Genomic DNA, 15,099 nt, shown 5'->3' on the forward strand with positions numbered 1-15,099 from the left:
GCCCTTTATATTTTCTACTATTTTACAGCTGCAAGAGCTTCTTCGACAGCAACTTTACTTGTGCTAATCAAATCAAGACGAGCAGAGATTTCTTTGATACCCATTGTGATGTTACGACTGATGGCCATATCATTTAATTGGGGTTCAAAGAACGCTTTGTATTCTTCAAGACGTTCAGTTGTCTTGAATGAGTTAGCTGGGTAGATAACGAATTTATCAAAACTCATATCGCCACCAAGTGCAGCTTTAATCCAATCCCAGTTTTCACGAGCCCAAGTCCAAAATGCCCCTTGAGAGAATGGTTTATCAAGGAATGGACGGTACCAGCTCATTGCCAAGTCTTGAGGTTTAACAACGTCTTTGTTCTTCAATTCAGCCAAGACACGTTCAACCGTTGCATTTTCTTTTGTATTTGACAACGCTGATGCTAATTGACGTTTGAAGTTACCATCATTAGTTTTCACATAAGTATCAAGGTATAGAGATACTAATTCTTCAGTTTCAGCGTGTTTGATTTGGTTAGCAAGAACTGACATACGAATTGAGGCTGGAATCGCTTCGATATTGTCTTTGTGTTGGTGGAAAATAGCCTCCGCTTTTGTGACAGCATCTTCGTTATCAGCATACAACATTAATGAAATAGTGTTTTGACGAACCATTTCATCTTCGTCTGATTCACCAGCTTTTGGTTCAAATCCTAGACGATCGTAGTTCTTTTGCATCAAACGGCTAATCAAGGCTTTAAATTGTGCTTGTGCTTGACTTCCTTCCTCTAAGAAGATATCCAAACCTTCAACAACTTGAGAAATAGCTTCCGCTACTAAGTATGATGTTTCATCAGAAAGTTTTGTCAAAAGTGGAACTAACTCAGCGTAAGAAATTTCACCACTTTCAGCAAGTAAACGACGTTCTTGGATAACTTGAAGTTTTGAAACAGTATCAAGTTCAGTCAATTGTTCAAGAACTGTATTTAACAAGTCACCTTTGTAGTTTGTAATATAGTGAGCAGTATTTTCTGTATTTAAACGGAAAGCACCTTCGTTTTCAGCAGCAAGCTTGCTGTAATTAGGAATTTCAAGACGAGCTTCTGTTAGAGTATCTGGAAGTCCTTTCCAATTACTATTAAGTGGAATTGGCCAAATACGGTTTTCATCAACGCTTTCACCGATGAAGAATTGTTTTTGGCTAAGAACGAGTGTATCATCAACCACTTCAGCAGTAACCACTGGATATCCTGGTTGTTCTAACCATGCATCCATGAAGGCAGCAACATCTTTTCCTGATGCTTCTGATAAAGCATCCCAAAGGTCACGACCGATTGTATTGCTATATTGGTGTTTTTCAAAGTAAATTTTAAGACCTGCACGGAAATCGTCATCTCCTAACCAACGACGAAGCATGTGCATCAAGCGACTACCTTTGGCGTAAACGATAGCTGGGTCAAACAAAGTATTGATTTCATCAGGGTGTTTGACTTCAACGTGAACTGATTGAACACCATCAGTAGCATCGCGTTTAAGAGCTAATGGAAGACCACCTGTTTGGAAATCTTCAAAGATATTCCATGATGGTTCAATAGCATCAACAGAAACATATTCCATCATGTTGGCAAATGATTCATTCAACCATAAATCATCCCACCATTTCATTGTAACAAGGTTACCAAACCATTGGTGAGCTAATTCGTGAGCAACAACAAGCGCAACGCTTTGGCGGCTCTTAACAGTTGAGTTCTCGTCAACAAGAAGATAAACTTCACGATAAGTCACCAAGCCCCAGTTTTCCATAGCTCCCGCTGAGAAGTCAGGAAGAGCAACGTGATATGACAATGGAATTGGGTATTTAACACCGAAGTACTCTTCATAAAAGTCAATAACACGAACAGCGATATCAAGTGAGAAATCTAATGCTTTAAGAGCATGCGCTTTTGTTGAGAAGACTCCTACTTCTGTACCATTTTTAGTTTTAGCTGTTTTACCTTGCAAATCACCAAGAGCAAAAGCTAGCAAGTATGATGACATGCGAGGTGTTGTGTCAAATGTCCAAAGACCAGTTTCTTTACGACGTTCAGCATCAACTTCAGGCATGTTTGAAAGTACGATTTCGCCTTCAGTTTGGTCAAATTTGATGCTCAAATCAAATGTTGCTTTTGCTTCTGGCTCATCGATACATGGGAATGCTTCACGCGCAAAGTGACTTTCAAATTGAGTTGAAATGACTTCTTTTTTAACACCATCAACAGTGTAATATGATGGGTAAATACCAGTCATGTTATCAGTAATATTACCTGAAAACTCAACAACAAGTGTCATTGTTCCTGTTTCTGGCAACTCAACATGAACAGCTTCATTGTCCTTATCAATCTTAAACTCAAGATTTTGATTATCTAACAAAACAGAAGCAACCGTTAAATCTTTTTGGTGGAATGAAATAACATTATCTAAAGCTTCACCACTAATGGCAACGTTACCTGAAAAAGTTTTAGCTTGACGGTTAATATCAAGGAAAATATTATAATTTTCAGGAACAAACTTTTCAATAAAATGTTCTACAGTTTTCATATAACTCCTTTAAAACGTAGAATGAGGACCAACGTATTGTTTGCCCCATATCACCTAATCTTTTAAATTTTAAGTTTGCTACCAAGTATTGTTTTCATTTTTTGCAAATGTCAGAATTGACAAACAATACTTTCAAACTTCATCATTATATCACAAAATATGATATATGTCAGTTTTAAAAATCTTGTGAACAAAAGAAGGCTGCCTGTTAGTGGCAGCCTTCTTTTTGTTTATAATTCAATGATTTTTCCTGTTTTAAGGTAAATAACCCATTCACAAAGGTTACGAGCGTAATCACCGATACGTTCTAAGTAAGTAATAACCTGAAGGTATTCTTTACCCGCAAACACTGTATCTGGTTGTTGGCGGATAGATTCAACAGCCATATTTTGAATTTCTTTAAAGTAGTTATCAATCACTTCATCAGAAGCAGCAACTTCATAAGCGCGTTCTTCATCACCAGTCACGTAAACGTCAAGCGCTTCTTCTACCATGTTGCGAACAGCTTTACCCATTTTTTTGATTTCTGCCTCTACTTCTGGCAAACGTTCTTCGCCTTTAACGCGAATAGTTGCTTTTGCGATAGAGGCTGCATGGTCACCCATACGTTCAACATCACTTGAAGCTTTCAAAACTGTGATAACTGTACGCAAATCTTGTGATACAGGTTGTTGAAGGGCAATAATCTCAAGAGATTTCTTTTCAAGTTTTGTTTCAAAGTTATTGACAATTTCATCACCTTCAATAACTTCTTTTGCCAATTCACGGTCATGGCTGATGAAAGCACGAACTGTTTTGTTAATTTGTGACAACACTTCAGTACCCATAGCGTAGAATTGGTTATGCAATTTTTCTAATTCATCATCAAATTTTGATCTTAACATAATATCATCTCCTTTTGAGTGTTCCCAAAACTAACCAAATTTACCAGTGATATAATCTTCGGTTTCTTTACATTTAGGATTCATGAACATTTCATGAGTTTTTCCGTATTCAATAAGTTTACCATCTAGGAAGAATCCTGTACGGTCTGAAATACGTGAAGCTTGTTGCATTGAACGTGTTACAAGAAGCATTGTATATTTGTCTTTCAAACCATAAAGGGTATCTTCAACCTTACCTGCTGAAATTGGGTCAAGGGCTGATGTTGGTTCATCAAGCAAAATGATTTTTGGACTCGTTGCCAAAACACGCGCAACACAGACACGCTGTTGCTGACCACCAGATAGACCAAGCGCTGAATCATGCAGACGGTCTTTAACCTCGTCCCAGATTGAAGCACCAATCAAGGAACTTTCAACTGCTTCATCTAAAACTTGTTTATCCTTAATTCCTTTTAGACGTAAGCCATAAACAACATTTTCATAAATCGACATTGGAAATGGATTCGGTTGTTGGAAAACCATTCCAATTTCTTTACGAAGTTCAACCGTATCTGTTCGTGGACTATAGATGTTATGTCCATTATAAACGATTGAGCCTGTTAAAGTCACCTCTGGATTCAAATCTCCCATTCGATTGATTGAACGAAGAAGAGTTGATTTTCCTGAACCAGATGGCCCAATAAGGGCTGTAATTTCATTAGGATAGAAATCCATAGAGACATTATTGAGCGCTTTTTTCTTATTATAGTAAACAGATAAGTCTCTTACTTTTAAAATAGGTTCTGTCATGTCTTGCCTTTCTAACCAAAGTGTCCTGACACATAATCGCTAGTTGATTGCAATTTGGCATTTTGGAAAATATTATTGGTTTTATCGTATTCGATCAAATCCCCCAAATAGAAGAAGGCTGTATAATCACTAGCACGTGCGGCTTGTTGCATGTTATGAGTAACAATAATGATTGTGTAATCTTTTTTCAACTCAAACATTGTATCTTCCAATTGCATTGTCGCAACAGGGTCAAGGGCTGATGCAGGTTCGTCCATCAGAAGAATATCTGGTTTCACTGCAATAGCACGAGCGATACACAAGCGTTGTTGTTGACCACCTGAAAGAGTGAAGGCTGATTTATGCAAATCATCTTTCACTTGATCCCAGAGAGCGGCTTGTTTTAGAGAAGTCTCAACGATTTCATCTAAAAATTGTTTATCTTTAACACCTGCGCGTTCATAGGCAAATGTAATATTTTTATAAATTGATTTAGCAAATGGATTTGGTCGTTGGAAAACCATTCCGATGTGCTTACGCATTTCGTAAACGTTAATGTTTTTGGCATTAACATCAATACCTTCGTACAAGATTTGTCCAGTAACTTTTGCAATGTCAATGGTATCGTTCATACGATTTAGGCTACGAAGAAAAGTTGATTTACCACATCCTGAAGGTCCGATAAGAGCAGTGATTTTATTTTTTTCAAACTGCATATCAATCCCTTTGATAGCTTCTTTTTGACCATAATAAACGTGAAGGTCTTTTGTCGCAAGGGCTAATTTTTCTTCAGGAAAAGTAATAATATGTCTTTCATTCCAGTTATACTTTGTCATCTCTTCTCCTTTATTTTGCTGACGTTAATTTGGCGTGAAGTTTTTTACCGATATAACGTGCTGAGAGGTTGAAAATTAAGATGAAAATCAAGAGAACTGCAGCACTTCCTTGCGATACTTGAGTCGCATCAGGAATCGTTCCTTCACTATTAACTTTCCAAATGTGAACAGCCAAAGTTTCGGCTTGACGGAAAATTGAAATCGGACTTGTAATACTTAGCGGATTCCAGTTTGACCAATCAAGAGCTGGTGCTGATTGACCGGCTGTGTAGATAAGCGCTGCTGCTTCACCGAAAATACGACCTGAAGCAAGAACGATACCAGTCACAATACTTGGAAGAGCTTCTGGAATAACCACGTGAACTACTGTTTCCCAACGTGACAAACCAAGCGCAAGACCTGCTTCACGTTGTGTGTGGTGAACATTACGAAGACCATCTTCAACATTACGTGTCATTTGTGGAAGGTTAAAAACAGTAAGAGCAAGGGCACCTGAGATGATTGAGAATCCATATTGGAATTGAACAACGAAAATCAAATAACCAAACAAACCAACAACAACAGATGGTAAAGATGAAAGGATTTCAATACATGTTCTGATGAAGTTAGTAAAACGTCCTTTTTTCGCGTATTCAGATAAGTAAATCCCTGCTCCCATTGACAAAGGAATAGAAATAACCAATGTGATTACCAAAAGAAAGAGGGAGTTATACAATTGAATCCCGATACCACCACCTGCTTCATACGATGATGATTTACCAGTCAAGAATGACCAGTTAACATGAGGTAATCCATTTACCAAGATATATAGTAGTAATGATGCCAAAATCGCAACAATAATTCCAGCAATTGTATAGAGAATTCCTGTTGCTAACTTATCAAATTTCTTAGCGTGCATAGTTTCTCTTTCTTTCTCTTGTAATAAATTTAACAAGCATGTTGAATCCTAAACTCATAATGAGTAGAACCAACGCTAGTGACCAAAGAACATTATTTTGAACAGTTCCCATAACGGTATTACCGATTCCCATTGTAAGAACGGATGTTAGGGTCGCTGCTGGAGTTGTTAGAGAGGTTGGAACAACGGCTGAGTTACCAACGACCATTTGGATAGCTAAGGCTTCACCAAAGGCACGTGCCATACCGAAAATAACTGCGGTAAAGATACCAGGTCTAGCAGCATTTAAAATAACACGCCAGATTGTTTGCCAACGAGTGGCTCCCATCGCTAAACTAGCTTCTTTATAATGTCTTGGCACTGCTTTTAAACTATCGATTGTCATGAAGGTTACCGTTGGTAAAATCATAACAAACAAAACGCAGACACCAGATAAGATACCGAACCCAGTTCCACCAAAGATAGAACGTGTAAATGGAACGATAACTTGCAAACCAATGAATCCATAAACAACAGATGGAATACCTGTCAATAATTCAATAGCTGGTTGAAGAATTTTGGCTCCATATTTTGGAGAAATTTCTGTCATAAAGACTGCCGCACCAATAGCAATCGGAGTTGCTACCAAGGCAGACAAAATAGTTACAATAAATGATCCCAAAATCATTGGAAGAGCTCCAAATGATCCTGAACTTGGATCCCATTTACTTCCAAAGAGGAATGTGATCGGATTAACACCATCAACGAAGAAGGTTGATAATCCTTTTTGGGCAACGAAGATTAAAATCATTGCCACGATGAAAACAATTAGTACTAAACAAAAGAATGTGATGCCTTTTCCGAACTTCTCAAGGCGAGAATTTTTTGAAGGCGTTGTTAACTGTTTCTCAAGATCTTGATTTCTCATAGTATCTCCTTATTTTGCTGTAACAGTGCCATCAGCTGATTTGGTAACTTTCATTTCGTTAACTGAAATGTAACCCATATGTTCAACGACACCTTTTTGAATCTCATCACTCATAACGAAATCCAAAAATTCTTTAGTCAAACCAGTTGGTTTACCTTTAGTGTACATATGTTCATATGACCAAAGTGGCCAATTATTTTTGGTTACATTTTCAACTGTTGGTTTATAACCGTTTAGACGAATTGTCTTAACAGAACTATCAACGTAAGCAAAAGCAAGATAAGAAATAGCTCCTGGAGTTTGCGATACGATTGACTTAACCATACCGTTTGAGTCTTGTTCTTGACTTTGAATAGCTGAATCACCTTTCATGATGATGCTATCAAATGTCGCACGCGACCCAGAACTTGCTGCACGGTTAATAATAGAAATAGCTAAGTCTGGTCCACCAACTTCTTTCCAGTTTGTAATTTTACCAGTGAAGATTTGGTGTAATTGCTCGGTGGTTAAATTGTTAACAGCGACTTTTTTGTTAACAATAACCGCAAGACCTGCTACTGCTACTTGGTGATCCACCAACTTATCAGCATTGATACCTTCTTTTTCTTCTGCGAAAAGATCGCTATTACCTATTTGAACAGCCCCTGACTGAACTTGTGAAAGACCTGTACCAGATCCACCACCTTGGACATTGACTGTCTTACCAATATTCGTCGATCCGAACTCATCAGCGGCAGCTTCAACAAGTGGTTGTAGAGCTGTCGATCCTACGCTGGTAATCGACTGACCCTTGTCAATCCAGCTTGAACAACCAGATAAGACAAAGGCTACTGAGGTAGCTAGCAATAAAAAGCTAAGAATTTTAATTTTTTTCATTTGCGATTCCTACTTCTTTTTGAAAATAAAAAGTAATTGACATAAAGTGTTACAAACACCTCACATGCAAATAGTAACATATCACTGAAAGCTTGAAAAGTGGTTTTCAGGCCATCACATTCAAAAATTGTACCTATAACAGTTTAAGGATTAAAGCGAAGTCCTTTTGGAAAGTAATTTTTCAGAATATTCCCAGTAACTTTTGCAAAACCTATGCCGTTGCCGTTTACAGAAACTAAATACCAATCATTTTTTAATGGGTTTTCTAAGTTTATGACATTTCCTGTAACATAAACCTTGAACTGTTCTATATCAATTTCTACAAACTGTTCTACGTCATTTGGTGAAAGGGCTAAGCCCAATGCAAAAGATGGTTCGAAACGATTTTTCTTAAATGTTCCTAGATGAAGTCCATTGCGAGCAATTTTTAATTTACCTAAATCAGGCAATCCTTCTGGCAACAAATAAAGGTTATCACCAAAGGTTTGTAGGAGCCCATTTAGCTCAATTTTTAGATGTTTTTTGGCGAAATCTTGCCAAAGATTAAGCTGATCTTTTGTTAGATTAGATTTAACTGGCTTAACTTTACGGTGAGCTGGTTCCCTCGTATCATGTAGCTTAGCAACAAATTGCCCTTCACCTTTAAAGCGGTGTGGATACATGCGAGCAACCTCTGGCATATCAATTCCTTCAGCCATTCCATTGATTTTTTCAATCGGAAGAAGCTCAAGATAATCGTATTCTGACAATAGCCAGTTCACGACGCCTTCGTTTTCCTCTGGAGACCAAGTACATGTTGAGTAGACCAGTGTTCCACCAGGCGCTAGCATTTTCATTGCTTCTTCTAAAATCTCTTTTTGAAGACTCGCGCACTCTGCGGGATAACCTTCATGCCAATACTGAGTAGCTTGAGGATCCTTACGAAACATGCCCTCTCCAGAACAAGGTCCATCAAAAACAATCAAATCAAAGTATTCTTTGAAGACTTTGGCTAATCTGTCTGAGCTTTCATTGGTTACGACAACATTTTTAGCTCCGAAGCGTTCCACATTCTCAACCAGAATTTTACTGCGTTTGTTGGAAATTTCATTACTGACCAAAACGCCAGTATTATTCATGTAAGAAAGAAGGTGAGTGGATTTACCACCCGGTGCTGCTGCTAAATCAAGCACGCGCATGTGATCACCCGGTGCTGCAACTTGAGCAACCATTTGAGCAGCAGGTTCTTGAGAATAGACCAGACCAGAAACATGTTCAGCAGACTTACCAGAAACTTTTCCATAATGACCCCAAGGAGTATTTGGAATAGAATCTTCAAAAACATGCTGAGCATTTTTAAGAGGATTTACACGAAATCCAGAAACAGCTTCTTGATCAAAAGTTGCAAAGAAATCATCTGCTTCTTGTCCAAGAAGATTACGGTATTTTTCAATAAATTTATCAGGTAATTTCATACTTATATGATAACAATTTCACATGTTAATTACAACTTTAAGATAAGCATATGACTGATTTAATAAGCAATTTAACCAATAAAAAGCAGTTCTTATCCGAACTGCTTTGTTTGTTTATAAAAATTTTAAATCTATCTCATCGTCACAAATTCTTCGGCCCCTGCTGGATGAATAGTTTCAAATCTTTGGGGAAGATTTGAAAGGAGAAAGAGGACACTCTTTCTCTTATTTAAATGGAAGGCATTCAGACAACAGATGTGACTTTTGAAGCATCAAATAAAGTTATAGCAACGAAAAAAGTTATCTCATTGTTACAAATTCTTCAGCTCCTGTTGGATGAATGGCTACCGTATTATCAAAATCCTCTTTAGTAGCTCCCATTTTGATAGCAACTGAGAAGCCTTGAATCATTTCATCAACACCGTAGCCTATACCGTGCAAACCAATAATTTTCTCATCCTCACCTAGAGTAACCAATTTCATTTTACTTGGTTGGCGATGATTACCTAGAGCAGTATACATGGGCGTAAAAGTTGAGCGATAAACTTTAATCTTATCTGCACCAAATACTTCAGTAGCTTTTTCTTCCGAATAGCCAATAGAACCAATCGCTGGATGGCTAAAAATGACTGTGGCAACGTCTTTATAATCCATTTTTGCATTTGGTTTGTTGTTAAAAAGACGCTCTGATAATTGTCTTCCTGCCTTAACTGCTACTGGCGTTAATTCAAGTTTGCCATTAACATCTCCTAGAGCATAAATACCGTCAACAGAGGTGTTTTCATAGGCATCTGTTTTAATGAAACCTTCTTTGGTTAATTCTACTCCTGTTTTTTCAAGTCCGAATCCACTCACATTTGCTTTACGGCCAATTGCCCAAATGATAGCGTCTACCGTGTAAGATTCGCCATTTTCTAAAATTAACGTCAAAGAGTCATCGACATTTTTTTAACTTCTTTTGGAATTGAGTGCGTATGTAATTGTGGACCACTTTCGGCCATGTATTTAACAAGGGTTTCAACAATTTCTTTATCAAACGTACGAAGTGGTCGTTCATTACGAACAAAAAGGTCCGTCTTTGAACCGAGTGCATGTAAGACTCCGGCAAGTTCAACAGCAATGTAGCCAGCTCCAACAACAGCAACGCTATTTGGAAGACTATCTAAGGCAAAAAAGTCATCTGAAATCATGCCGTATTCAGCACCTGGAATATCAGGATAAAGAGCATGACCACCAGTCGCAATCAAAATATGCGGAGCTGTATAGTATTGACCAGCAACTTCAACCGTATGAGAATCAACAAAATTAGCATAGTCATAAACACGCTCAACACCATTGTTATCAAATCCGCGTTCATAAGAGCCATGAATACGGTCAATATAAGCCTCGCGATTAGCTTTTAAAGTTTTGAAATCGAAGGTAGCATCAGCCGTGTGAAAACCATATTCGCTAGCATATGTCTGAATCGTCTCAGCGACTTGAGCCCCGTACCACATCACTTTTTTAGGAACACATCCTAAATTGACACAGGTACCACCAACTTCTTTCGCTTCAAAAAGAATCACCTTAGCACCATGCATAGCTGCGCGATTAGCTGAAGCAATCCCACCAGAACCACCACCAATAACAATATAGTCATATTGCTTAACGTCCATATATTCTCCTAATCTAATTCTTGATAAAATCTAAAATTGCTTCTTCTGACAACGACGAATCACACACCACTTTAACATGACCAGCTTTGGCAACTAATAATCCTGGTACTGTTGGAACATTATATGCTGTTCTTAAGTCTTGAATATCAGAATCGGCTGCTTCACTATTTATAAAGTAAACAGTAAGTTGATTATCTTTAGCAACTTGAGTTAACTTCGGTTCAAAGCGGCGACAATATGGACAACTAGGGCGACCAATAAAGAGAATAAAACCTTCTGCTACTTCTAAACACTTTTTAGCTTCTTGTGCAGTAATTTCTGTAAAAAATGATGCAAATGATGTCATCTGAATACCTCCTGTAGAAAACTTAATAATCGATGTAATTGATAAATTAATGGCGAATAAAAGCACTGTCATCAACGTCACTATTATCTGAAATATAACGTTCAACTGTCATATGCAAATCATATTTATCGCGCAATTTCGCTAAAGTAGTCATCATTGGTGAAGCATGGTGAATATCAAGGGCTTCTTGATTTTCCCAACTATCAATCAATAAAACTGTCTCAGTTTCTTTAGCCGGAAAGAAATAGTCATAGCGTAAATTACCTTTTTCAGCACGAATAGCATCTGCTATACCAGATTTTTCCATTTCTTCCACAAACTGTCTAGCACTGCCGTTTACACCTTTATAATATAAATTGACTGTAATTGCCATAGCATCACCTTTTTCTTTTTTGTCCATTTTAATAAATTTTGAAAACTGTTTCAAATAATTTGCACACAAAAAAAGACTGAGGTATTTTATCTCAATCTCTTTTTTAAATATGAAGTTATTAGCCCAGCGCTACATCCATTACCATCATGATAACAAAACCAACCATTAATCCAAGAGTGGCCACGTCAGTATTTCCATTTGTCTGTGATTCAGGAATCAACTCTTCGACAACCACAAACATCATGGCACCAGCTGCATAAGCTAGGGCATACGGTATGATTTGTAGCATAATAATCACTAGAGCTGCTCCTAAAACAGCCCCAATTGGTTCAACAATGGCTGACATTGCGCCAAGAAAGAAAGCTCGAAAACGAGAACTCCCATCAGCTCGAATCGGAATCGACAACGCAGCACCTTCTGGGATATTTTGTAAACCAATCCCAATGGCAAGACCAATAGCACCAATAAGCGCCGAACTAGTCATATTACCAGAAGCCAAAGCTCCAAAAGTAACACCGACCGCTAGACCTTCTGGAAAATTATGAATAGTAATCGCTAAGAAGAGAAGAGCAGTTTTTGAGAGTTTTTTCTTTGGTTGAATCCCTTCAGCTTCAGAAACATCTAACCCTAAGTGCAAGTGAGGAACAAGGGCGTCAATCAATCGGAGACTAAAGCCACCGAGTAAAAATCCAACTGCTGCGGGTACCCAAGCAAAATTACCATAATCAGCCTTAGCATAAGAAAGTGCTGGGTCAAGCAAAGACCAAAAGGACGCTGCAATCATGACACCTGCGGCAAATCCCATCATAATATCTAGCAATTTTCGGCTAACTTTAGTAAAGAAAAAAACAACGGCAGATCCAAGAATGGTACATCCCCAAGTAAAAAGGCCTGCTAACAAGGCTAAAAAGACAACATTTTGTGTCATTAGCCAATTCATCATAAACAAATCTCCTTATATGTGTATTTCCAATAAAAACGTTTTCTGTAAATTCATTCTTATTTTACCATAGGTGTAAAAGAAAAACCTAGTAAAAATACTAGGTTTGAGATAAATAAGTTTGTATCGTTGATAATTTTGCTTTCGGAACAAACATGACTTTTTGACGATGTGTGAAATCTGGTTCTTCACCATCAATAGTTAATAAGACATAACCAAGTTTTTCTCCCATCACCTTAGCGGCTGCATAGTCCCAAGGCTGAATGTAAGAAAAGTAAGCCAATAATTGTCCAGCCATAACTGCTGCCATACTGATTCCAGCACCGCCATAAACACGAACTCCTAAAGTATGCTCAATCATATCATGGAGTCCATGGTAGTTATACGCAAACATATTAGCATTGCAGCCTACCAAGAATCGGTTCATTGGTCGATCTTGAAATGGTGGTAATTTTTGATCGTTCATATAAACATCAAATTGACCACCGCCACTATACAAGGTATCGTTCATCACATCATAAATCAAACCAAACTGACCGACACCATTTTCATAATACGCAATCATAACAGCAAAATGCGTACCTTGCGCCACAAAATTGACAGTACCATCAATCGGGTCAAGTACCCAGACATTTCCATCGGTAATATCATGGTGTACGCCATTTTCTTCCGCTAAGATATGGTCACTTGGATAAGCTTGCTTAATTTTGGTAATTAGTAATTCTTGAGTTGCTTTATCTAGATTCGTTACCAAATCATCAAAACGCGTCTTTTCTTCAATTTCAAGATCCTTGACCATATTAGACTTAATAAAGTCACCTGCGTCACGAATAATGTCTTTAGCAAATTGAAACTTATTTTCCAAGGGAAATGTATCCTTTCTCCTTTGCTTTAGCAGCTTTTACGGCTTGATAAGTTGAATAGCCACTGCTTTGTTGAAATTCGCGATCAATTTGTTTTTCCTGTGCTTTACTTTTCACAATTGTCTTAAAGGTTGCGTAGCTGTCTAATAAATCGCTAACAGCAACTTTCTTTTCATATGCGGCCTCAACCTGATTCAAAAAATGAAGCACTGATGCTATCTCTTCAGTGCTCCAAGACAAATCAAGTGGATAGCTGTAGTTTTTCATACAAAGATGCCCAAACTCTTAAGAAAACGAATCGTTTTCCATAGCTCAACAGACATCAACCTGTTGAAGAGTTATTCCTTTCTATCCTTCAATTTCTGCTTTTATCGTTGCGTCACGCAATTCTTGTTTACGATAATCACGTGGTAAAAATGCACGAATTTCATCTTCATTAAACCCAATTTGCATGCGTTTGTTATCCAAAATGATTGGACGACGAAGCAAACCAGGATTCTTCGCAATTAAATCAATCAATTCTGAAACAGATAACTCGTCAAGATCAATATCTAACTTTTGGAAAACTTTTGAACGAGTTGAGATAATATCTTCTGTTCCATTTTCTGTGAAGGCCAAGATAGCCATTAATTCATCGCGACTAAGAGGACTGGTAATGATATTGTGTTCTTGAAATTTAACATCGTGTTCATTAAGCCAAGCTCGTGCTTTTCGGCAGCTTGTACAACTTGGTGACAAAAATAAAGTAATCATAAAACCACCTCTCTAATCTTCTTAACTTAATTATACAAAATTTTAAAAAAGTTTTCTATTTTTTCCCCAATTTTGGGCAAATTTTTTATCAGATTTTAGCTGTTCAACCAATTCATCGGCTCCAGCGAACTTAATCATGCCTCGAATTTTATCTAACCAGATAATTTCGACCGTTTCGCCATAGATATCGTTTTCAAAATCGAAAATATTTGCTTCCAGTCGTAAATCTTGGCCACCAAAAGTCACATTTTTTCCGATACTTGTCATTGAGCGGTAGCGTTTTCCCAAAACAATAATATCTGTCACGTAAACACCATCACCTGGAAGATAAACACGGTCTAAAACGGCAAGATTTGCTGTCGGGAATCCTATCGTGCGACCTCTAGCATCGCCATGAACAACAATCCCTTTAGTTGAAAATTCATAGCCCAGAAGACGATTCACCTCAGAAACATTTCCTGATAGAATTTCTTGTCGGATACGTGAAGAACTAATCTTCTCTCCGTTATCTTGAACTTCAGGAACTACAATAACATCACCATCAAAAATTTCTGATAAATGAGCTGCGTCTTTTCTATCGTGTCCAAACTTATAATCAAAACCAACGACAATAGTTCTTGCTCGCAAAGCTTTGATATAAGTCCTCAAAAATTCTTCTGACGACACTTTTGAAAATGCTGATGTAAAATCAACTAAGTAAAGATCATCAACGCCGTACTCAGCAAATTTTTCGTAACGCTTTTCTGGCGCCGTTAAATTCAATAATAATTCTGGTGTAAAACGAGCAAGAGCTAGACGTGGTGATTCATTAAAAGTCAAAACAGTTAAGTCTAGCTGATTGCGTTTTGCGATTGATCTAGCTTGGTCAAACAGGGCTTTGTGCCCTTTATGCAGGCCATCAAAGTAGCCTAATACTAAAACACTGTCTCGAGTACGATTGATATCTCGAGCATCTTTTATATGTTGAATATTCATTTTTTCCATT

15 protein-coding genes and 1 pseudogene are annotated in these 15,099 nt (G+C 37.7%); all 16 read right to left on the bottom strand.

The genetic code is table 11. The features are described from left to right. Window positions 1–17: 17 nt before the first annotated feature. Window positions 18–2,561, bottom strand: a complete 2,544-nt coding sequence (locus BMX18_RS00405; RefSeq protein WP_093814558.1) for a M1 family metallopeptidase — start codon at window positions 2,559–2,561, stop codon at window positions 18–20. Window positions 2,562–2,791: 230 nt separating this feature from the next. After that, window positions 2,792–3,445, bottom strand: coding sequence for a phosphate signaling complex protein PhoU (gene phoU, locus BMX18_RS00410; protein ID WP_039696860.1), 654 nt, complete (start codon window positions 3,443–3,445; stop codon window positions 2,792–2,794). Window positions 3,446–3,475: 30 nt separating this feature from the next. Continuing rightward, complete coding sequence (pstB, locus tag BMX18_RS00415; protein ID WP_039696859.1) at window positions 3,476–4,234, bottom strand: phosphate ABC transporter ATP-binding protein PstB; 759 nt, start codon at window positions 4,232–4,234, stop codon at window positions 3,476–3,478. Window positions 4,235–4,245: 11 nt separating this feature from the next. Next, a complete protein-coding gene (gene pstB, locus BMX18_RS00420; protein WP_039696858.1) occupies window positions 4,246–5,049 on the bottom strand; it encodes a phosphate ABC transporter ATP-binding protein PstB in 804 nt (267 codons plus the stop codon). Window positions 5,050–5,059: 10 nt separating this feature from the next. Then, window positions 5,060–5,947 (bottom strand): phosphate ABC transporter permease PstA, encoded by an 888-nt coding sequence (gene pstA, locus BMX18_RS00425; RefSeq protein WP_039696857.1) that lies wholly within the window; start codon window positions 5,945–5,947, stop codon window positions 5,060–5,062. Then, on the bottom strand, window positions 5,937–6,854 hold the full coding sequence (pstC, locus tag BMX18_RS00430) for a phosphate ABC transporter permease subunit PstC (RefSeq protein ID WP_039696856.1): 918 nt from the start codon (window positions 6,852–6,854) through the stop codon (window positions 5,937–5,939). The genes pstA and pstC overlap by 11 nt, the downstream gene beginning before the upstream one ends. Window positions 6,855–6,863: 9 nt before the next feature. Beyond that, complete coding sequence (locus BMX18_RS00435) at window positions 6,864–7,730, bottom strand: phosphate ABC transporter substrate-binding protein PstS (RefSeq protein ID WP_093814560.1); 867 nt, start codon at window positions 7,728–7,730, stop codon at window positions 6,864–6,866. Window positions 7,731–7,873: 143 nt separating this feature from the next. After that, window positions 7,874–9,184 (bottom strand): RsmF rRNA methyltransferase first C-terminal domain-containing protein, encoded by a 1,311-nt coding sequence (locus BMX18_RS00440; RefSeq protein WP_093814562.1) that lies wholly within the window; start codon window positions 9,182–9,184, stop codon window positions 7,874–7,876. A 300-nt stretch (window positions 9,185–9,484) separates the two neighbouring features. Further along, a pseudogene (gorA, locus tag BMX18_RS00445) lies at window positions 9,485–10,839 on the bottom strand (glutathione-disulfide reductase). 13 nt (window positions 10,840–10,852) lie between these two features. Next, on the bottom strand, window positions 10,853–11,185 hold the full coding sequence (locus BMX18_RS00450) for a DUF6568 family protein (protein WP_074601994.1): 333 nt from the start codon (window positions 11,183–11,185) through the stop codon (window positions 10,853–10,855). 46 nt (window positions 11,186–11,231) lie between these two features. Beyond that, window positions 11,232–11,558 carry a putative quinol monooxygenase gene (locus BMX18_RS00455; protein ID WP_039696877.1) on the bottom strand — a complete coding sequence of 109 codons (327 nt, stop codon included), beginning with the start codon at window positions 11,556–11,558 and terminating at the stop codon, window positions 11,232–11,234. Between the two features lie 118 nt (window positions 11,559–11,676). Beyond that, window positions 11,677–12,501, bottom strand: a complete 825-nt coding sequence (locus BMX18_RS00460) for a ZIP family metal transporter (RefSeq protein ID WP_074964626.1) — start codon at window positions 12,499–12,501, stop codon at window positions 11,677–11,679. Between the two features lie 97 nt (window positions 12,502–12,598). Then, the gene (locus BMX18_RS00465; RefSeq protein WP_074964625.1) at window positions 12,599–13,363 is read right to left on the bottom strand and encodes an inositol monophosphatase family protein; all 765 of its coding nucleotides are present in this window, start codon (window positions 13,361–13,363) and stop codon (window positions 12,599–12,601) included. Then, on the bottom strand, window positions 13,353–13,628 hold the full coding sequence (locus BMX18_RS00470; protein WP_006532215.1) for a UPF0223 family protein: 276 nt from the start codon (window positions 13,626–13,628) through the stop codon (window positions 13,353–13,355). The genes BMX18_RS00465 and BMX18_RS00470 overlap by 11 nt, the downstream gene beginning before the upstream one ends. Before the next feature lie 81 nt (window positions 13,629–13,709). Further along, window positions 13,710–14,114: a Spx/MgsR family RNA polymerase-binding regulatory protein gene (locus BMX18_RS00475; RefSeq protein ID WP_006532216.1), complete on the bottom strand. Its 405-nt coding sequence runs from the start codon at window positions 14,112–14,114 to the stop codon at window positions 13,710–13,712. 42 nt (window positions 14,115–14,156) lie between these two features. Next, window positions 14,157–15,089, bottom strand: coding sequence for a bifunctional riboflavin kinase/FAD synthetase (locus tag BMX18_RS00480; RefSeq protein WP_307770174.1), 933 nt, complete (start codon window positions 15,087–15,089; stop codon window positions 14,157–14,159). Window positions 15,090–15,099: the final 10 nt, after the last annotated feature.

The organism is Streptococcus sp. 45 (assembly GCF_900108865.1).
Taxonomy (GTDB): domain Bacteria; phylum Bacillota; class Bacilli; order Lactobacillales; family Streptococcaceae; genus Streptococcus; species Streptococcus ruminicola.